Genomic DNA, 19,536 nt, shown 5'->3' with positions numbered 1-19,536 from the left:
ATCAATATAATATCTTAAATTTAAGAATTGAAACTAAAAGAAAAACAAGGTAACCTAACATTATAAAATACGTTAGTAACAAAGGAAGGGTGTTTTTATGAATCAGGAATTTTTTAAGAATCCACTTACAGATCCAGATTACAGTGTTTCGGGATTTTGGTTTTGGAATGATACCATCACAGACGATAAAACAACAGAACAGATGAATATGATGAAGCGAATTGGAGCAAATCAACCAGTTGTACATTCTCGTTTTGGATTAACGAACGAGTATTTAAGCAATGATTGGTTTGAACGTATTCAAAGTGTAATTGATGTGTGCAAACAAAACAATCAAAAAATATGGTTATATGATGAAAATAACTGGCCAAGCGGAAATTGTTCTTGGACCATTACAATGGATGAAGAGTATAGAGAACATTTTTTACAATTTGATATAGTAAAGCTACAAGAAAAAGAAGAACTTAAGATAAATAAAAATGAGAAAAATTACCTGACCATTACCGCTTACTTAGAAGATGGAACGCAAATAGAATTGTTAAGGGATGAAGAGGATACCCTAGTTTTTTCTTCCGAACAAAAAGCAGAAGTTTATGCAGTGTATGTTGATGTCGATGCATATGAGCCGATAGGAAAACTTTGCGTCGATTACTTAAGCAAAGAAGCCATTCAAAAATTCTTAGAAAGCACACACGAAAAATACAAAGAGCATTTTAGCAAAGAATTTGGAAAATTTATAACTGGAATCTTTATGGATGAAACAAGATTTTGTAATGCCATGCCTTGGACGAAAACATTTGTGGAAGAGTTTGAGAAAAGAAAGGGCTATGACATTACGAAATATCTTCCTTTATTAGTGAAAAAAACAAAGCAATCCGCTTATGTACGTTATGATTATTATGATGTGGTATCAGACCTTTATACAGAGGCTACCTTTTTACAGGTATATGATTGGTGTGAAAAGAATAATCTGCTTACCATTGGTCATTTTCTAGGGGAAGAGACGCTTGCTACCCAATCTTATTTTGGAGGAGATATGATGAGAGGATATCAATATTTTCATGTTCCTGGAATCGATCACCTTGGAAATGGAATCGGAAGTTTAGATGCCAAATTTGCAGTAAGTGCTTCGCATCATTACGGGAAAACAAGAATTGCCTGTGAAGCATTTGGTGCATCTGGTTGGGATATCAATTTTGAAGAGATGGTTAAGATATCAAATTGGCTGTTTCAACAAGGAATCAATCTAATTATTATGCATGGATTCTACTATTCCATAAGAGAAGAGCGTAGCAAGGATTTTCCACCTTCCTATTTTTATCAATGGAAGTACTGGGATCATATGCCAATGTATGTAAAAATGGCAAATCGCATGATGGAGATGCTTAGTAATGGAAGGCAAGAGTGTGAAGTTTTAGTATATGCCCCAATGGAAACCTTTTGGAATTATTTTGAGCCAGATTTAGAGGTAAAAACAGGCTTTTGGAATGAAGGGCCTTGGATTACAGATGAAAATGCCAAATTCATTGACAATCAGTTTCAGCTTTTATGCAATAAGCTAATTGATCGTAACCTTGACTTTCATATCTTTGGAGCAGACGTTGCTAAGAATTTTAAAGTAGAAGGAAGACGTTTGGTAAATGTAAAAACAAAAGCAAGCTATGAAATATTTGTATTACCTTTAACCGAAGTTTTGACCGAAGATTTGGTTTTACTTTTGAATGAATTTAGTGAGGCAGGGGGAATTATTGTCAGCTATCAAAGTGATGTCAAAACAGTAGTAAGAAAAGACGGCGCTCATATGAGGAATTACCCATGCGAGAAATTAAAACAGCATAACCATATTGTTAAGAAAAAAATAGTAGAGGTAGTTAGATACTGCGAAGAGAATATCAACCCACATTATGAAATTCTTTGTGGAGTAGATGAGGTGGCTCATACAAAGTCAAGCTATGAAGCAAGGCTTATCGACCCTTATATACATGATGGGGAGAGCTTATACGGAGTGGGAGTAAACAGATATGTTAAAGGCGAAGAACGAATCTTTAATTTCACTAATTACAATGAAAAAGATGAGGATTTAATCATTTATGTAGTGTCACATTGTGTGCCAATCCTATGCAATCCAGAAAATGGAGAGATAATAACCTTAAGTGACGCAAAGAAGGTCAAGGACGGCTATGAATTCAAATTAACAATACCAAAGAATCGTACACTTTTTGTAGTTACAGACAAATAAGAAGTTTGGAAAGTGTGATATCATAAAGTTGCTTTGCAATTGTTATGATATCACACAAAAAACAAAAGGTTTGAACTTACTGGTTTAATTGTTCAAAGTAAGTAGCGTTTGTATTTACGATACATTCTGCAATGAGTTTTGTGATAGGGTCAGGATTATATAGCTTTCTTGATGTAGCCAAAGCTTTGAAATAATCTTCTTTTTTCTCACAAGGAATGATTGTAATTCCATAGCCTGCATGAATTAGAATTAGATTCATAAGTAACCTTGCAACTTGCCCGTTACCATAGAGAAACGGATAGATATCGAGTAAGCGCTTATGCGCAAGTGCGGCAAGTTCAATTGGATGAAGTGCATATTTTGAGGAGTCTAGCTGATCTGCCAGATGATTCATAAGATGGTCTAGTTCATCTGGACTTGGCACTACATAGTTACTTTCTTTTGGAACTACCATAGTTGTTCTAATGGTTCCGGCACTTTGAGCTTTTATTTGACCGTATAAGAGAACATGTAATTTTAGTATGTTTTCTCTTGTTATAATCAATTCCTCTTGCTGTGATAAAGAAAGCATGTAATCATAAGCAGCGCTATGCCCTAGTACCTCCTTATAATCTTTGTGTGATGGAATGGTTAAGGAGTTTGTAGTTAATATTTTTGTTGTTTCAAAAAGAGTAAGTGAATTCTCATTTATCGCATTGCTGTTGTAGATAAATTTAATCTTTAATAATTCGTTTATTTTGTTTTGTTCTTCCAAAGAAAACGTATTTGCCAACCGTTTTTCTTTATAGGAATCCGCTTTTTGTATCAGTTCTTTTAATTCTTGCATGTTGCACCTCACTGTTGATTCTTTCTATATTGTTCGGGTGTAATTCCTTCTATTTTTTTAAAAATCCGAAAGAAATATTTTACATTATCATATCCGACTGCTTTACTTACTTGATACATCTTTTTATCGGTATTTTTTAGAAGCTCTTTGGCTTTTTCAATGCGAATTTGATTAACAAAATCTACAAAGTTAATTCCTGTTTTCTCTTTAAAAAGATGTGAGCAATAACTACGATTCATGTAAAACAAAGAGGATAAAAATTCAACATTTAAATTCTTATAATAGTTTCGTTTGGCATAAATTTGCATTTTTTCAATAACATCATTGGAGGCATAAATACTTTTTGATTTTAATATCTCAGAGATGTTTGTAAAAAACTGCTCGTAATATTGCTTAAGTTCATCAAGCGAAAACATGGTATTTAATATGTTTTGCATACTGGCAGATACCGTATTGGTATTAACTTGTTCTAAATACTCTGACATAATTAGTTTAGCATTATCCGCTAATTGAAAGCAATAGTATTTCACATCAGATAAGGTAGCATGCTTTAAGCTTTTTACATATAAAAATAAATCCTCTAATAATTCAATTATTTGCATGGTCATTCCAGACTCAATTCGAAATAAAAACTCTTCGTATTTTTCCCAGTTGATAGTCAAAGGCTCGTTTGTGACATAATGATAGAAGGTATATCGCTGACTCGAGACAATTTCTCTTGAATTTAACGCTACAACATCCTCTGAAAAGGCTTTGTTTAACGAATTAAGGTCCGAGTGTGTATTGCTGATGCCAAAAAACGAATCAATGTTTTGCGTGCTTAGATGGGAGTAGAGGCTATTTACTACTTGTTTACACAAATCCTCAACAGAGATTGCAGCTTGCTCTGGGATAAAAAGAATAAAAAATCCTAGATTATTGCAATGAATATGTTGTAAGTAAATCGCCAAATCACCAAATCCATTTTCCAAAAGAAAGTTTTGCATGGATTCTTCCATCAAAGGAGATGAGGAACGAATCGTAATTAACACGAAATCATGTGTGGTTTCAATAAATTTAAGTCTCTTTGAGGTAATGGAAGTAGAGGCGATGTGATAACCAAGAATCATATTCTTTAACATCTGAATGTCATATTCATAACGTGCACGCTCTTTTTCCGATTCGCTCAAATCAATTTTGTTTAGTAAGGCATCTTTGTCTTCAATTTGCTTAATTGCTTTTTTTACGGTTGCCTGGATTTCCTCTTTGCTAAATGGCTTTAAGATATAATCAATGGCTTTCGCAGAAATTGCATGTCTGGTGTATTCAAAGTCTTTATATCCACTTATGACAATCAGTCGCTTATCAGGATAGTTCTCTGCAAGGAGAGGAAGAAATTGTGTCCCATCCATGATAGGCATATTCATGTCTGTTATGATAATATCAGGATTTTTGTTGGCAATTAGCGCAAGCGCTTCATTTCCATTAGCGGCTTCTCCGATACAAGTAATGCAATCCTTTAGCGCTTCTAATTTTTTAATCGTTCCTTTTCGTATGAGACTTTCATCGTCTACAACAATATAAGTATACATGTGCGACCTCCTTAAATTCTACGCTTGAAATAATAGCGGAAGTTTTATTGTAATAATGGTTCCTTCTTGCAATGAGCTTTGTACGGATAGGCCATAGCCTTGTCCATAATAAAGGGCAATCCTTGTATGGATGTTCTTAAGTCCGATGCTATGTTTGTTTCGATGCCCAAGCTCTGTAAAGTGAGCGGTTTCTTGAAAACTCTTTTCTAACGTAAGGATTTGTTCTTTATCCATACCTGCTCCGTCATCACAGATTTCAAGAAAGATATTAGAATCCTTTACATAGCCATGTATTTTAATATAACTTCCTGTGTTACAATAATTGAGTCCATGGTATAAGGCGTTTTCTACAATCGGCTGCATAATTAACTTTAAGATTTTAAGATTGGTCATTTCCTGTGGCATATCGATTACCATAGCAAATTTATTATCAAAACGAATCTTTTGAATTGCAATATAATCTCTAACATGGTTGAGTTCTTCTTCAATCGTTACAAGCTCACTTTGCGTTTTGATGCTATAGCGAAACATATTTCCTAGTGCAAGTGACATGGTAGCGATACTTTCCACTTCTTCGATTTCTGCTATGCTGTTAATGGATTCTAGTGTATTGTATAAAAAGTGTGAGTTGATTTGAGCCTCTAAGGATTTCATTTGTGAATCCAGTGTAATGAGTTTGTTTTGGTACTCACTTTTAATAAAGGTATTCAACTGCTCAATCATACGGTTGTACTCATTGTATAAGACACCAATTTCATCGGTACGTGTCAGATATTTTTCTTGACGTGCAAAGGCTGACTTAGTTAGTAAAAGAGTTGCGCGCTCTCCTTTTAGATTGTGCCCAGGGCGATTACTCATCATATTGCTTAGATAAGTGATAGGCTTTGTTAGTGAATCGGACAGTAAAATGGATATAATTAAAAAAGCCATGGCACATATTACGCCAATTAAGATGATTAATGTTCTTGTATAATTAAACTGCTTATATAAATGCGAATAGTTTACTGCACAGTTTAAATTAAGCCCTTCAATATTTAATGGAACCGATTGTCTTGTGGTGGTCTCATTTGTAAAGCGATCTTCTAAATCAAACACATTGGTATACAATAAATTGCTTTTTTCATCTTGAATGGATAAAAGCATGAGGTTTGGTAAGGTATTAACGGAGGATAAATCAAATACATCGGGAGAACAATCAATAAATAATACGCCCAAAAATTCATGAGAATAGACATCATAAAGTGCGCGTGAAAAAGAGATGGAGGGTTTTCCATGTAAGATAAAGTCCTTCGTATTGATTCCGTTTACATAGGTTTTTCCTTCTAATGCGAGTGTTTCTTGATACCAATTATCGTTAAAAGGGCGATATTCATAGCGTATATCTATGTTATCACCATAACCGTAACCTAGGACTTCCCCGCTAGGAGTGAATACAAATATACCATTTACATAAGAGGAGGAATAGATTAAGTTTTGACAAATGAATTTGATGTTGTTATTGCTTTGAAACACGTCATAAGTACTATAAGAATGATTTGGATTTGCATATTTTTTCAAATCTTCAATGATAGCGTCATTACTTCCTGAATAAAAGGAAAAAATTTCTGCGATATGATTGATGTTTGCAATCGAATTATTAGCAAAATCCTTTGCGTTATTAAATATATTTTCTGAGACTTGTTTTGTTTGCGCATGAATCAAAGCAGTATACTGCTTATAGGTATAACTGGTTATGATAAGGATTGGAAGATTGGAAATAAACAAGAATATAATTAAAAACTTTGTTTTCAACTTCATAAAGATACCTCCATACAGGTAAACTAAAATCTAACAATAGTATACCATTAATCCAAACAAAAGTATACTATAGATGTGATAGAATTAAAAATGTAAAGAAAGTATTGTTTTTAAAAAGGGAGGATTACGATGAAACGAAAAAGAATAGGAGCTCTCGCTCTCACAGCAGTATTGGTTTTGTCAAGTTTGACAGGATGCAGTAAAGCAAACGATGCAGGAAGTAATTCCACATCAACAAGTGAATCGCAAGCCACAAGCGATTCAAAGGAAGAAAGTGCTGGAGAAGTAACAAAGGATAATATCACAATTACTATGATGTATTCAGGAACAGCAGCAGAAAACGACTTTGAGACAGAAATATTACCAAAGCTTGTAAAAGAAGAATTTCCTAATATTACATTGGAAGTAACCAAATTACCAGACGATCAGTACTATACGGCATTAAAGACTAAGTTAGCATCAGGTGAATGCCCTGATATGATATTGGTACAGCCTAAGTACGCAGGTGCTAACTCCGTAATTGGACTTGCTAAAGCAGGATACCTAGAACCTCTTACAGGGTTAAAGGCAATTGAACTTGCAGGAGTAGCAGGTAGAGAATCATTTGTCTATGAAAATGATGTGTATGCAGTACCAAGTGGTGTAACGATGCTTGGAACTTATTATAACAAGAATATATTTGAAGAAAATGGTTTATCCGTGCCAACAAATTGGGATGAATTTTTAAATGTTTGTAAAACGTTAAAAGATGCAGGAATTCAGCCAATCGTAATGGGTGACAAAGATATGTATGTGATGCAGTTTGGTCTTTATCAGATTGCAGCTAACCAAGTGTATGCAAAAAATGCTTCTTTTGATGATCAGTTAAGATCAGGAGAAACCAAATTCACAGATGAAGGTACTTGGGATAAAGTCTTAGAAATGTATAAGAGCTTATATGACAATGGTTACATCCAGACTTCTTCTTTAGGGCTTGGTGCACAACAAGCAATTCAAAAATTTGTGGATGGTGAAGCTGCCATGACCTTTGATGGCTCCTTTAATGCAGCTGCAATTACAGCGAAAGGTGCTGTTGAGTTTGAAAGAGGATATTTTCCTTTACCAGGTAATGATGCGGGTACAGATTTATATGCAGCGATGGCAATGGGTGCAGGGCCAGCTATCTATTCAGGTTCTAAATACATTGAGGAATGTAAGGCAATCTTAGAAAAATGGTTTGATGGAGAATCTGATATCTATAAGGCTTATGCAGACTCAGGAAGATTTGTTGTAACTTATGGTTATGGAGCAGATAAGGTAAATCCATTATTCCAGCCATTTATTGACTTATACAATGATGGAAAATCCTTTTACTGGTGTAATCAAGGCTGGCCAGCTGGTACAGAAACCGAAATGGAAGCTTTATTTAGCGAAGCAATTGGTGGTCAAGGAACTAGCGTTTCTGATATTGTAAATGGAATGCAGATGAAATTCCAAGAACTATATACAGAATAAAGATATAAAAATTAGAAGGAATGAGCGATATTTGGTCGTTCATTCCTTCCTAAAGAGGTGAAGAAGTTGGAGAAAAAGAAAAACAACAAGAAAAATATTTCCTTGGTATTTCCAAATAGAATGTATTTATTTGCTGTTCCAGCACTATTATTATTCTGTGTATTTTGGGTATTTCCTGTATTACAGTTATTTTATTATAGTATAACGAATTTCAACGGTATCAACTATCAATATGATTTTGTGGGATTTAAAAATTATATCACTTTATTTCGAGAAGGAACAATGACCAACTCCATTAAGAATACTTTAATATACGCAGTTATTATTGTAATTGGAAGTAATCTTCTTGGATTATGTGTTGCTATGGTTTTAAATATAAAGATAAGAGGAAAGGCATTTTTTAGGACTTGTGCCTATGTTCCAGCTTTATTTAGCGCAATTGTAGTTGGTTTTATATGGTCTTACGTTTATATGCCAGACTCTGGACTCATTGCATCTTTTTTAACTTTAATTGGGCTTGATGGTTCTAAATTTAATTTACTTGGTAATTATAAGACCGCATTATATGGAATTGCAGCAGTTGAAATATGGAAAAGCTTTGGTACCACTATGATTATTTATCTTGCAGGATTACAGACGGTAGATGAAAGTCTGTTAGAGGCTGGAAGAATTGACGGTTGCAATGAATGGCAGTTAATTAAGAAGGTAAAACTTCCGTTAATATCCTCGACAATTACAATTAATGTAATATTAAACGTGATTGCTGGTCTAAAGGCCTTTGATTATTCCTTTATCATGACCAATGGTGGACCAGGTAAATCAACCAATACATTAATGTTTACTATATATAAGATTGCATTTACGGATCAGATGATGGGCAAAGCAAGTGCATTTTCAGTGGTATCATTTATTGTTATCATTTTAATTACGATATTTATGCTTATTTTTATGAACAAAAGGGAGGTGGAACTGTAATGGCATTAGGAAAGAAAGACAAAGAGGTAGAAAGATATGAGAAGCTTTCACCTGCAATTGTTGCTATCTACATCATACTTATTTTATTTTGTATTGTTATTATGGCTCCTCTTGTAATTGTATTGTCAAGTTCATTACGTGAGGCTTCCAATATGAAATCACCTCTTATTTTGTTTAGTCAATTCACATTAAGTAGCTATATAACAGCTTTTCGTAAGATGAATTATCCAATGCAGTTTTTAAACAGCTTCATGACTACGGGAGGTTCTGTATTTGCAATTGTTTGCATTGCGACTATGGCAGCGTATCCAATTACAAGAATTAAGCGCCCGCTTAGTAAGGGCTTATACTATTTTTTTATTGCAGGACTTGTTATTCCAGCACAAATGGTAATTGTACCAGTAGCGCAAATGTTTGGACGATTGCATATTCCAAACACGAGATTTACACCTATGATTATGTTTATAACTTGTAGTCTTCCGTTTGCGACATTTCTCTACGCTGGCTTTATGAAAAGTGTGCCAGTCGAAATCGAAGAATCCGCTTATTTAGATGGAGCAAGTCTTTTTACTAGGTTTGTAAAGATTGTATTTCCTTTGTTAAAACCAGCAACCGTATCGACTATAATTACGCAAGGCTTATGGATTTGGAATGATTATTTCTTCCCAATGGTATTTGTATCAAAATCCTCACAGTATTCTTTACCAGTAGGAATGATTCAATTTTTAGGAGATAGAGAAAATCCTGCTCAGTGGAATGTGTTATTTGCAGCTTGCATATTGTGTGCTCTACCTCTTATAATAATATTTGCGATACTTCAAAAACAATTTATTAATGGAATTGCAGCAGGAGCGGTAAAGGGGTAATCATATGGATAAAAGATATCTTGCAATTGATGTTGGCGGAACGGAAATGAAATATGCTTTAATGACAGAACAATCAGATATACTAGAGCGAGGAAAAATAAAAACAACCTTTGATAATGGTGTGGATGGTTATATTGATAACTTAGTCAAAATTTATACAATATACGAGGGAAAAGTGGATGGAATTGCTCTTTCTATGCCTGGTGTCATTGACAGCGATGAAGGAATTGCAATCACAGGTGGTTCTTTTTTATTTATCAATCATACTCCAGTTGCGAAGCTTCTATCAAAGCGTTGTAACGTGAGAGTAAGCGTAGAAAATGACGGAAAGTGTGCTGCACTGGCGGAAAGCTGGAATGGAAGTTTGAAAGATTGCAAGGATGGAATTGTAATTGTACTTGGAACTGGCGTTGGCGGCGGTATTATAAAAGATAAAAAGATATATAAAGGAAAGCATTTTGCAGCAGGTGAGTTTAGTTTTATCCTTTTAGGACATGATTACGAAAGTATAGAAAATGTTTGGGGAATGAAAAGTGGAAATAAGAGACTGCGCCAAATGGTTGCATGTGCAAAGAATCAAGATTTCGAGGAATTAGACGGAATTAAAATATTTGAGATGGCAAATGCGAATGATACGATGGTTTTAAAGGCATTGGATCGTTTTGTTATGGAAATCGCTAAAGAAATATTTAATTTACAAAATATTTTAGATCCTGAATTAATTGCAATCGGTGGTGGAATCAGCAAACAGGATTTGTTGATTTCAATGATTCAAGAAAAGGTAGATTATATCTATCAAGTATTTCCAATACAAACACCGTCAAAGGCTAAAATCGTTCGGTGTCACTACAATAGTGATGCCAATCTAATTGGGGCTTTAAAGCATCATTTGGACAGCAAAAATGAACGGGATAAATAGGAAAAAGGAAACAAGATAAAGTGTGAACTTTTAAAAAGTTCCCCTTTATCTTTTTTGTGTTATAAAAAATAGATTTGACGAGAGAATAAAAACGTGTTAATTTGTATGTTATCTGGTGAAGGACTATGGGAAAAAGTGGGGATGGCTTGGAGTTGCAACATGGAAAGAAATGACAGATAATATTAAGAATATGTGCAAGCTACCAAAACATATCCTTCCTTATGTTATGATTTCATCAGGCTATCCAGGCGGACAGTCAAATGAATTTGTAGATCGTTATTAGCAAGAAAAAGTGTATTATGAAAATATAATAAGGTAGGAAAGGAAGAAAAGAGTGGAAAAATTTTCAATTGAAAAGGCAGTAAGAAATAGAATCAGTGTTAGAACGTACGAAGAACGCCCTATAGCAAAAGAAGAAAAAGAAAAAATTCTTGCATATATGAAACACTTGGAAAATCCATTTGGAGTGGAAGTATCTTTTCAAATAATTGAAACGGAGGCAATAAAGACAGAAAAGCTTGGTACATACGGTATGATTAAAGGTGCCAAGGATTTTATTGGTGCAACGGTAAAAGAAGGTGAATTTGCTTTAGAGGCTTTGGGATATTCATTTGAAGAGTTAATATTATACATTACTTCATTAGGAATTGGTACGTGTTGGCTAGGCGGAACTTTTAATAAAGGTGGATTTTCAAAAGCTATGGGAGTAAAAGAAAATGACATATTTCCTGCAATTACTCCAATTGGATACCCTGTAGAAAAACGATCCGTGAAAGATTCTTTGGTTCGATGGGCAGCTAAATCCGATAAAAGAAAAGCTTGGGAAGGATTATTTTACTTCGAGGATTTTTCTACTGATTTAGATAAAAGTGTAGCATGTGAGTATGGATACGCACTAGAAATGCTACGTTTAGCACCATCAGCGGCAAATAAACAGCCATGGAGAGTATTATTTAAGGATGAGGCGTTTCATTTTTACGAGGCTAAGTCATTAAAGGAAGATAAAATAGAGATAGACATTCAAAGAGTCGATCTAGGAATAGGATTCTGCCATTTTCATAAGGCAGCGATTGAGAAAGATTTGACAGGTAAATTAACTAAGCTTCCAAGTTCCGATGTAGTAAAAGAAGAGAAATTAACTTATCTTTTCTCATGGGTATTGCAATAACTAGAATGAACAATGTTAGATAAGGACATAAGAGAAAAATGAAACGATAGATATGCAACTTTCAATCAAAGAAGTAGAGGATAAGAGACGTTTTCTATTGTATGTTTTTTTATTTGCCCTATGCATAGGTACAGTTTTACATTTGATTTCTTATGTGGTGTTAACTGTAATTGTCATTTTTGGTGCAATGATAAGTGACAAACATTTAATGAAAAAAGTGGATTACAGCTTGTTGGTTACATTTATTGCGTTTTTTATCTTTATTGGCAATATGCAACATATGGAGTTTGTGCAAACATTAATTCAAAGAAGAATGGCTGATAATACAATTCTTTTTGCAGTAATTTCAAGCCAGTTCATAAGTAATGTACCAGCGGCTGTGTTACTGTCAGGTTTTACCAAGGATTATGTAGAGCTTTTAATTGGAGTTAATATAGGGGGGCTTGGAACATTGATTGCATCAATGGCAAGCTTGATATCTTATCGATATTATGTGGGAGTCCATAATCATGATGCAAAAAAATATATTAGCGTATTTACAATGGCAAATGTAGTTTTTTTAGTTCTTTTGCTAACAACGATACCTATCATAAAATAAATGTAAAATAGAGTCAAAATCAGTAAAAGAAAGAATGAGGTATGTATCTCGTTCTTTTTTTGTATTATAAATTGCGTTGTAACAGGTGGTACTTAAAGTTTCTACAAAGTAAGTAATTTATTCTAAAAATATATCATCTATGAATATATGCAAAGTACTTCTAATTTATCACTTTTTCTATAAGAAAACATATTATATATAAGAAATACGTATTTCAAAAGCTTTCAAAAAAGGAGGCAACATTATGCCTAATTATAGACCAAAACCTGCATTAATCTCCGCATCTGCGGCAGTTGATGGAACTATGATCACAAAGAATGTTTCAACCAGTAATTGGGGTCTTGTTTTAGTAAAAGGTACTGCAGAGTATTCAGATACCGTATTAAGAAGTGGTGCTGTTGCTGTCTGGGAGGATACTAACACAACCACGACTAGAAATGCAAATCGCTTTACGTTTACCAATGCAACTGGTGAATATGGAATTACTTGTAGGGCAGATGTACGAATACTACTGAAATTCTATGATAACTAATTAAAGAATAGAAAGAAAGAACGTATAACAAATGTTAAAGATGAATCATTTTTATGCGCTCTTTCTTTCCTTATTAACAATGTAAAAGCTAAGGAGAGATAGCCATGCCGTCAAAAGTGACATTAAGAGGCAGACAAATTATCTGTTCCCAAATCGTTACAAAGGATATTCAGTTAGCTGCTTATCAATATTTTTTTGTAAAAGGAATTGTGTATAGCCCCAATGGGGAGCCGTTAGCCAATGCCGCTGTTGAAATAGTTTTAATCAATAATACAATCTTTCCTATAGAGGAAAAGAGGCTTGGAGTGACCTTTACCATTGCGGATGGCACTTATGGTGTATCGATACCATATGTTGCGAATAGAGAATATAAGTTAATTGCCTATGCAGCTTTAGAAGAAGTGTAAGCTTATGATAAGTATTAATAATAAATATCTGGAGGCATTATGAAAAAGTTTCAATCATTAGACGGATATCATGTTTATCGAATAAAAAAGGATCATAAATATTTTTTTTTGGCAAATAGATTGAATTATAAACAAGAAATAAATCATCTATTCAATACGTTAGATGATATCAGATATGATTCTTTAATCTTTATATTTGGCTTAGATACTGGTGAATATCTCAATCAATTAAAAAAAATTATCTGTAAAAATAACAAAGTAATAATCTTTGAACCAAATAAAAAAATATTCTTACGTTATTCCAAAGAATTGGATGATAAGATACAATTGGTTTATTTTGATGAAAAAGTAATGAAAATTATTTTTGCTGAATCTATCAATTATAAAAACATTAATAATGTTTATTTTCATTCGTTTGGACAGTATGAGACAATTTATAAAAAAGAATACGATGTGTTAATTGAGCATTTAAATGCAACGCTAATAAATGCCTCCTCGCAATTAAGTCTAGCAAAGAGATTTAAAGAAGTTTTCTTACAAAATATGATAGCCAATCTAAAAATATTAAATGAAACCACGTTAATTCAGTCATATTATCATAGGAATTTAAATGTTCCTGCTCTTGTTATATCGGCAGGTCCGTCTTTAGATAAAAACATTCAGGAAATGCTTTTGTTTCGGGATAAGTTGAAAGAGTATTTTATTATTACAGGAAGTAGAACGGTAGGAACATTGGTAAAGCAAGGAATTATCCCCGATATGATTGTCTCGGTTGACCCAATTGATGCGAATTATGATATGATGAAAGACTATCTACACCTAGATGTACCATTGGCATTTTATGAGTATAGCAATCGGTTTCTAATGAAAGAGTATAAAGGAGATAAGGTATATATCCCAATTCTATTATCCACTACCATAGAGTCACTTTCTCACTTAAAGGGAATCTATTGTGGCGGTTCTGTCTCGCATTCATGTATTGACATAGCAAATATGATGGGATGTTCACCAATTATTTTGGTTGGGCAGGATTTTGCATATACCGATCAAAAGCATCATGCAAAGAGTGCAAGTTTTACTTTTGACAAAGAGTTATCACAGTTTTTAAAGCTAAAAGTAAAAGATGTATTTGGAAATGACATTTTAACGTCACCAACACTCGATCATTTTAGAAGGCGACTTGAGGAATATATTGATTTGTATCAGGAGTCAAAAAGAGTCGAATTTATCAACTGCTCTTATGGTGCAAAAATCAAAGGGGCTAGTTTCAAACCACTAAACGAGATATTAGAAAAAGAAATAATAAGAGTCAAAAAAATGTCATTCCAAGAAGAAAAGAATGTAGCGATTGATAGTGAAGTGATTCTTGATGAAATATATCAAGTGATTGATTATTTTTTGATAAAGGCAGATCAGGGAATTGAATTAAGCAGTGAAATTATTTCACAAAAACAGACTAAATCTTTAATAGAAGTTGAGGAAGATGATATTGATTTACAAAAAGTATTGTATATGCTTACTATCATAAATGAATTTGAAAACTCGCTAAAAGCCAGATACTTAGGAGGTTATTTGACGGAATTTTTATATGATATGAAAAAAGATACTTTTTATATGTCAGCAAAAGACTACAACAAGCTAACATCTGACTTACAACACCAAGCAAATGCGTTCTACGTTTATTTTGAAAAATTAAAAGAAATGCTTCATATAGCAAAAGAATTAATATCTAAAACGGTAATAGAATTTTATGAGTAGCATATAGTAAAAGTAGAAAAGGTAGGAGGATGTAACATGAGTGAAATTCAAATTATGTCAATTGATAATGATAAAATAGCGAAAGAGTTAAAAACAAAGTATAAAGAGGTTAAAATAAATAAAATGATAGTAAATGGAAAAGAGCAAGCTGGAAATGTAATTTCGGCTGAAGATACCAAGGAAAAACAAGAATTAAATGTGACGGTTTATACACAAAAAGCGGAGTATACTTTTGAAACTGAGAAAGAAAGTAGCTAACCGATGCCTTATCGTAGAAATACATCCCTTTTAATAAGAGGAGATAAGTTACGTTGTCATGGAGAAAATAGGGTACAGATGCAATTGGAGTGTAAAGAATTTCAAATTGTAAAAGGCACTGTGTATCAATCAAATAACGTACCATGTATAGGAGCTGTTGTACAAGTAATTCAACGAAACTTAAAGGATAATAGGATTGAGACTATTGGTTATGTAATTACTGGTGAAGATGGAGGGTATTTGTTTTCTATCAACGCCAAACCTTATATGCTATATGAATTAATCGTTTATGAACCGTTAGAAAGGTAAGAAGGAGAGGATATGAGTGGTTATAGGGAAATCATAATTACTCCAGAGGAAATGTCACATATTACCATATTACAAAAGGATATTTCAATAAGACGTACGAAGGATGCATTGATTATAGGAACCATTTATAGTCCTGAACGCAAAGCAATTGAAGGTGCAGTAATTGAAGTAGTAGCTATTCATAATGGAAATTGTAGGGTAAAAATGGGTTATGTTTTAACCAATTACCAAGGTGAATTTGCATTCGTTGTAGAAAAAAACAATTGCACTGACTATTTACTAAATGCATATGAACCATTGGAAGGAATAAAGGATGAATGATTTTTTTAATGGAAACGATATTGATACCTTACTAGTAAGAGGATTTGTTCATGATATAGCATACCGTCCCATCATAAATGCAATAGTAATACTAGATAAAATAATAGTAGAGTTTAATGAAGAATTACAAGAGGAGGAAAGCTATTGTGTTTACCTTGCGCATACACTTACCAATGAACTTGGAGAGTTTTGTTTTTATATTACAGATAAATTAAGTGGGTATAAAATAAAGGTATTTGACAATTATCATGAATCATAAGCAAGGCAAATAAGGAGTCTGGTGATGAAAAAAGTATTGGTAACGGGGGCAGATGGATTTATTGGAAGTCATCTGACCGAATATTTATTAAGGAAAGGCTATGATGTAAGAGCCTTTATCTACTATAATTCTTATAATTCTCTTGGTTGTTTGGAATATTTAGATTCAGATAAAATCCGTGAGATTGAGATACAAGCGGGTGATATTCGTGATCCAAACGGTGTGCGAGCTGCCATGAAAGGTGTGGATAGTGTATTTCATTTGGCGGCACTAATTGCAATTCCATTTAGCTACCATTCTCCAGATTCTTACGTAGATACAAATATAAAAGGTACATTAAATATATTACAGGCAGCAAGAGAGTTAGAAACAAATAAGGTGCTTATTACCTCTACATCAGAAGTATATGGAAGTGCCTGTTATGTTCCAATCGATGAAAAGCATCCATTTCAAGGACAATCGCCCTATTCCGCCACCAAAATTGGTGCGGATCGGTTAGCAGAAGCTTTTTACAAGAGTTTTGCAACACCTGTAACAATTGTTCGCCCATTTAATACGTATGGGCCAAGACAATCAGCGAGGGCCATTATTCCTACAATCATTACACAGCTTTTGGTCGGAAAAGAAGAAATTGAACTAGGTAATCTAGATACAACAAGAGATTTAAATTACGTTTTAGATACCGTAAAGGGTTTTGTAGAGATAGAAAAAAGTGATAAGACACTTGGAGAAGAAGTAAATATTGCAAGTCAGACTGAAATTAGTATGAAGGATTTAGCAAATAAATTAATAAAGTTGATTAATCCTGCTGCAAAAATAAAAATTAACCAACAAAGAATGAGGCCAGAAAAGAGTGAGGTAGTAAGACTTTTGGGGGCAAATAAAAAAATATTAGATCTAACAGAATGGAGTCAAAGCTTTACGTTGGAAGAGGGATTGTGTGAGACAATTCATTGGATTAAAAATAATTTAACAAATTATAAAGCAGATCAATATAATATATAAACTTAGATTGAAAAGAGGGAGTATATGATTCCTTTATCAGTTCCTTGTTTAAAAGGAAATGAGGAGCGCTATGTACTTGATGCACTTAATAAAACCTGGGTTTCAAGTGCAGGAGGGTACGTCATAAGATTTGAGCAAGAATTAGAAAAGTATCTAAAGGTAAAAAGTTGTGTGGCATTACAAAGTGGAACTGCAGCAATTCATTTGGCGCTACGATTGGCTGGGGTTGAACGAAATAATGAAGTGATTGTTCCGACCCTTACTTTTATAGCGACCATTAATCCCATAAAATATCTAGGTGCAGAACCTGTTTTTATGGACTGTGACGATTATCTTACCATTGATTGTGATAAGCTAGAACAGTTCCTTCAACAAGAATGTATGCAAACTTCTAAAGGGATAAAAAATAAAAGTTCGAATCGTTATATTAAGGCAATCATTGCAGTACATGTATTTGGCAATATGGCAAACATGAAACGTTTATCCGAATTAGCAAAACAATACGATCTAAAGTTGATTGAAGATGCAACAGAAAGTATTGGAAGCTTCTATTGCGAAGGGGAATTATGCAATCAATTTTCAGGAACAATGGGGGACTTTGGTGCATTTTCCTTTAATGGCAACAAGATTATTACAACAGGGGGCGGAGGAATGTTAACTGCCAAAGATGATAAAATGGTTCAAAGAGCTAGATATTTATCAACACAGGCAAAGGACGATGATTTGAATTATATTCACAATGACGTTGGTTATAATTATCGAATGACAAATCTGCAAGCTGCCTTGGGTGTTGCGCAGTTAGAGCAGTTAGAATCCTTTATTAAAATTAAGAACGATAATTACACCTATTACAAGAAAAAATTAGAATCAATGAAACACGTTAAGCTTCTTCCTTTTCAAAAGGACGTCAGAAGTAATTACTGGTTCTATAGTCTTTTGTTATCTCAAACAAATTCCACCAAAGAATTTTTTGTAGAAGAATTGAAAAGATATGAAATTCAGACGAGACCAATCTGGAAGCTTTGTCATATGCAAAAAATGTATCAAAGTAATCAATCCTTTTATATTGAAAAAGCTTATTTTTATTGGGAGCGTATCATAAATATACCTTGTAGCGTTACCCTTACTTACGGTGAGATAGACTACATAGCAGATGTATTAAGTAAGATCACTTGAAAGAGGGAGCAGTATGGAGGTATCTAGTTTATTAATTGAGAAAAGTATGTCCATTGTAAATGTTATAAAAGTACTTGATCAGACAGCGAAAAAACTTCTTATCATAGTAGAAAAAGGAGAGCTTTTAGGTATTGTAACAGATGGGGATATAAGAAGATGGATACTAAAGGGAGGAAATCTATCCTTGCCTGTTTCTTATATTATGAATGAAAATCCTCTTTCTTTAAAAAAAGAGGAGGAACATTTGGCATTTGAATTCATGAGGCAAAATAAGATAGAAGGCGTTCCTTTGGTAGATGAGAATAATAGGGTAATCAACGTTTTATTTTGGAATGATATGAGTAACCAACAATCTTTTTGTGAAAGAGTAAATGAGGCACCGATTGTAATTATGGCAGGTGGAAAAGGGAGTCGATTATATCCATATACGAAAATAATTCCAAAGCCATTGATTCCAATTGGTGATATTCCCATTGTAGAACGAATTATGAAAAAATTTAGTAACTATGGGTATCATAAGTTCTTTTTAACAATTTGCTACAAAAAAGAAATGATCAAAGCATATTTTTCAGAACAAACCAAGTATTGTCCTTACTTTATAGAAGAAGACAAACCGCTGGGTACTGCGGGTGCGTTAAAACTACTAGATATTCCAAAAGAAAAAAGCTTTTTTGTTTGCAACTGCGATGTAATTGTGGATATTAATTATTTAGATTTGATGTCATATCACAAGGAAAACAATAATAAAATCACAATTGTTACAGCTATGAAAAGCTTTGAAATACCATATGGAGTGATTGAATTGGGACAGCATGGAAGTGTAAAAGAAATTGAAGAAAAGCCCTGCTATGAATTATTAGTGAATACTGGATGTTATGTTTTGAATGAAGAGGTAAGAAAATATATTCCAAAGAATCAATATTTTGATATGACAGATTTAATAAAGTTATTGAAACAAAATAATGAAAGAATCGGAGCTTATCCAATTATGGGGAGTAACTGGCTTGACATGGGTGAGTTTAGGGAAATGAAAAATATGATGGAAAGATTAGTATAGA

The 19,536-nt window shown here is 33.4% G+C and carries 21 protein-coding genes; 18 read left to right on the top strand and 3 right to left on the bottom strand.

Translation table 11 applies throughout. The features are described 5' to 3' along the window. The first annotated feature begins 97 nt into the window (after nucleotides 1-97). A complete protein-coding gene (locus F7O84_RS09385; RefSeq protein ID WP_151144332.1) occupies nucleotides 98-2,239 on the top strand; it encodes a glycosyl hydrolase in 2,142 nt (713 codons plus the stop codon). A gap of 76 nt (nucleotides 2,240-2,315) precedes the next feature. On the opposite strand, the gene F7O84_RS09380 is transcribed toward F7O84_RS09385, so the two are convergent. From F7O84_RS09380 to F7O84_RS09370, 3 genes are read right to left on the bottom strand one after another with little or no spacing between them, the layout of a single operon-like run. Continuing rightward, nucleotides 2,316-3,065: a Fic family protein gene (locus tag F7O84_RS09380; RefSeq protein WP_151144331.1), complete on the bottom strand. Its 750-nt coding sequence runs from the start codon at nucleotides 3,063-3,065 to the stop codon at nucleotides 2,316-2,318. An 8-nt stretch (nucleotides 3,066-3,073) separates the two neighbouring features. After that, the gene (locus F7O84_RS09375; protein WP_151144330.1) at nucleotides 3,074-4,636 is read right to left on the bottom strand and encodes a response regulator transcription factor; all 1,563 of its coding nucleotides are present in this window, start codon (nucleotides 4,634-4,636) and stop codon (nucleotides 3,074-3,076) included. A gap of 18 nt (nucleotides 4,637-4,654) precedes the next feature. After that, a complete protein-coding gene (locus F7O84_RS09370) occupies nucleotides 4,655-6,433 on the bottom strand; it encodes a sensor histidine kinase (RefSeq protein ID WP_151144329.1) in 1,779 nt (592 codons plus the stop codon). Between the two features lie 129 nt (nucleotides 6,434-6,562). On the opposite strand from F7O84_RS09370, the gene F7O84_RS09365 reads away from it, so the two are divergent. From F7O84_RS09365 to F7O84_RS09290, 17 genes are all read left to right on the top strand, one after another. After that, nucleotides 6,563-7,927 (top strand): ABC transporter substrate-binding protein, encoded by a 1,365-nt coding sequence (locus tag F7O84_RS09365; protein ID WP_151144328.1) that lies wholly within the window; start codon nucleotides 6,563-6,565, stop codon nucleotides 7,925-7,927. 66 nt (nucleotides 7,928-7,993) lie between these two features. After that, on the top strand, nucleotides 7,994-8,902 hold the full coding sequence (locus F7O84_RS09360) for a carbohydrate ABC transporter permease (RefSeq protein WP_207708053.1): 909 nt from the start codon (nucleotides 7,994-7,996) through the stop codon (nucleotides 8,900-8,902). Beyond that, nucleotides 8,902-9,768 carry a carbohydrate ABC transporter permease gene (locus F7O84_RS09355; protein WP_151144327.1) on the top strand — a complete coding sequence of 289 codons (867 nt, stop codon included), beginning with the start codon at nucleotides 8,902-8,904 and terminating at the stop codon, nucleotides 9,766-9,768. Before F7O84_RS09360 ends, F7O84_RS09355 begins: the two co-directional genes overlap by 1 nt. Nucleotides 9,769-9,772: 4 nt before the next feature. Beyond that, nucleotides 9,773-10,687: an ROK family protein gene (locus F7O84_RS09350; RefSeq protein ID WP_151144326.1), complete on the top strand. Its 915-nt coding sequence runs from the start codon at nucleotides 9,773-9,775 to the stop codon at nucleotides 10,685-10,687. A 115-nt stretch (nucleotides 10,688-10,802) separates the two neighbouring features. Next, the gene (locus F7O84_RS18995) at nucleotides 10,803-10,970 is read left to right on the top strand and encodes a nitroreductase family protein (RefSeq protein ID WP_192451709.1); all 168 of its coding nucleotides are present in this window, start codon (nucleotides 10,803-10,805) and stop codon (nucleotides 10,968-10,970) included. Between the two features lie 51 nt (nucleotides 10,971-11,021). Then, nucleotides 11,022-11,855, top strand: coding sequence for a nitroreductase family protein (locus tag F7O84_RS09345; protein WP_151144325.1), 834 nt, complete (start codon nucleotides 11,022-11,024; stop codon nucleotides 11,853-11,855). A 52-nt stretch (nucleotides 11,856-11,907) separates the two neighbouring features. After that, nucleotides 11,908-12,453: an SLC13 family permease gene (locus F7O84_RS09340; protein ID WP_151144324.1), complete on the top strand. Its 546-nt coding sequence runs from the start codon at nucleotides 11,908-11,910 to the stop codon at nucleotides 12,451-12,453. 244 nt (nucleotides 12,454-12,697) lie between these two features. Continuing rightward, a complete protein-coding gene (locus F7O84_RS09335; protein ID WP_151144323.1) occupies nucleotides 12,698-12,985 on the top strand; it encodes a hypothetical protein in 288 nt (95 codons plus the stop codon). 104 nt (nucleotides 12,986-13,089) lie between these two features. After that, nucleotides 13,090-13,392, top strand: a complete 303-nt coding sequence (locus F7O84_RS09330) for a carboxypeptidase regulatory-like domain-containing protein (RefSeq protein WP_151144322.1) — start codon at nucleotides 13,090-13,092, stop codon at nucleotides 13,390-13,392. A gap of 39 nt (nucleotides 13,393-13,431) precedes the next feature. Then, on the top strand, nucleotides 13,432-15,150 hold the full coding sequence (locus F7O84_RS09325) for a motility associated factor glycosyltransferase family protein (RefSeq protein WP_151144321.1): 1,719 nt from the start codon (nucleotides 13,432-13,434) through the stop codon (nucleotides 15,148-15,150). A gap of 36 nt (nucleotides 15,151-15,186) precedes the next feature. Then, entirely contained in the window at nucleotides 15,187-15,408 is a 222-nt protein-coding gene (locus F7O84_RS09320) for a hypothetical protein (RefSeq protein WP_151144320.1), read from the top strand. Nucleotides 15,409-15,486: 78 nt separating this feature from the next. Continuing rightward, entirely contained in the window at nucleotides 15,487-15,717 is a 231-nt protein-coding gene (locus F7O84_RS09315) for a hypothetical protein (RefSeq protein ID WP_151144319.1), read from the top strand. A 12-nt stretch (nucleotides 15,718-15,729) separates the two neighbouring features. Further along, nucleotides 15,730-16,038, top strand: coding sequence for a hypothetical protein (locus tag F7O84_RS09310; protein ID WP_151144318.1), 309 nt, complete (start codon nucleotides 15,730-15,732; stop codon nucleotides 16,036-16,038). After that, entirely contained in the window at nucleotides 16,031-16,297 is a 267-nt protein-coding gene (locus F7O84_RS09305) for a hypothetical protein (RefSeq protein ID WP_151144317.1), read from the top strand. Before F7O84_RS09310 ends, F7O84_RS09305 begins: the two co-directional genes overlap by 8 nt. 24 nt (nucleotides 16,298-16,321) lie before the next feature. Then, the gene (locus F7O84_RS09300) at nucleotides 16,322-17,302 is read left to right on the top strand and encodes an NAD-dependent 4,6-dehydratase LegB (protein ID WP_151144316.1); all 981 of its coding nucleotides are present in this window, start codon (nucleotides 16,322-16,324) and stop codon (nucleotides 17,300-17,302) included. A 24-nt stretch (nucleotides 17,303-17,326) separates the two neighbouring features. Next, the gene (locus F7O84_RS09295) at nucleotides 17,327-18,478 is read left to right on the top strand and encodes a LegC family aminotransferase (protein ID WP_151144315.1); all 1,152 of its coding nucleotides are present in this window, start codon (nucleotides 17,327-17,329) and stop codon (nucleotides 18,476-18,478) included. A 13-nt stretch (nucleotides 18,479-18,491) separates the two neighbouring features. Next, a complete protein-coding gene (locus F7O84_RS09290) occupies nucleotides 18,492-19,535 on the top strand; it encodes a nucleotidyltransferase family protein (protein WP_151144314.1) in 1,044 nt (347 codons plus the stop codon). The last annotated feature ends 1 nt before the right edge of the window (nucleotide 19,536 follow it).

Origin of the sequence: Candidatus Galacturonatibacter soehngenii (assembly GCF_008830185.1) — a bacterium.
GTDB lineage: Bacteria > Bacillota > Clostridia > Lachnospirales > Lachnospiraceae > Lachnotalea > Lachnotalea soehngenii.
This window is presented reverse-complemented; position numbering and strand designations above follow the sequence as displayed.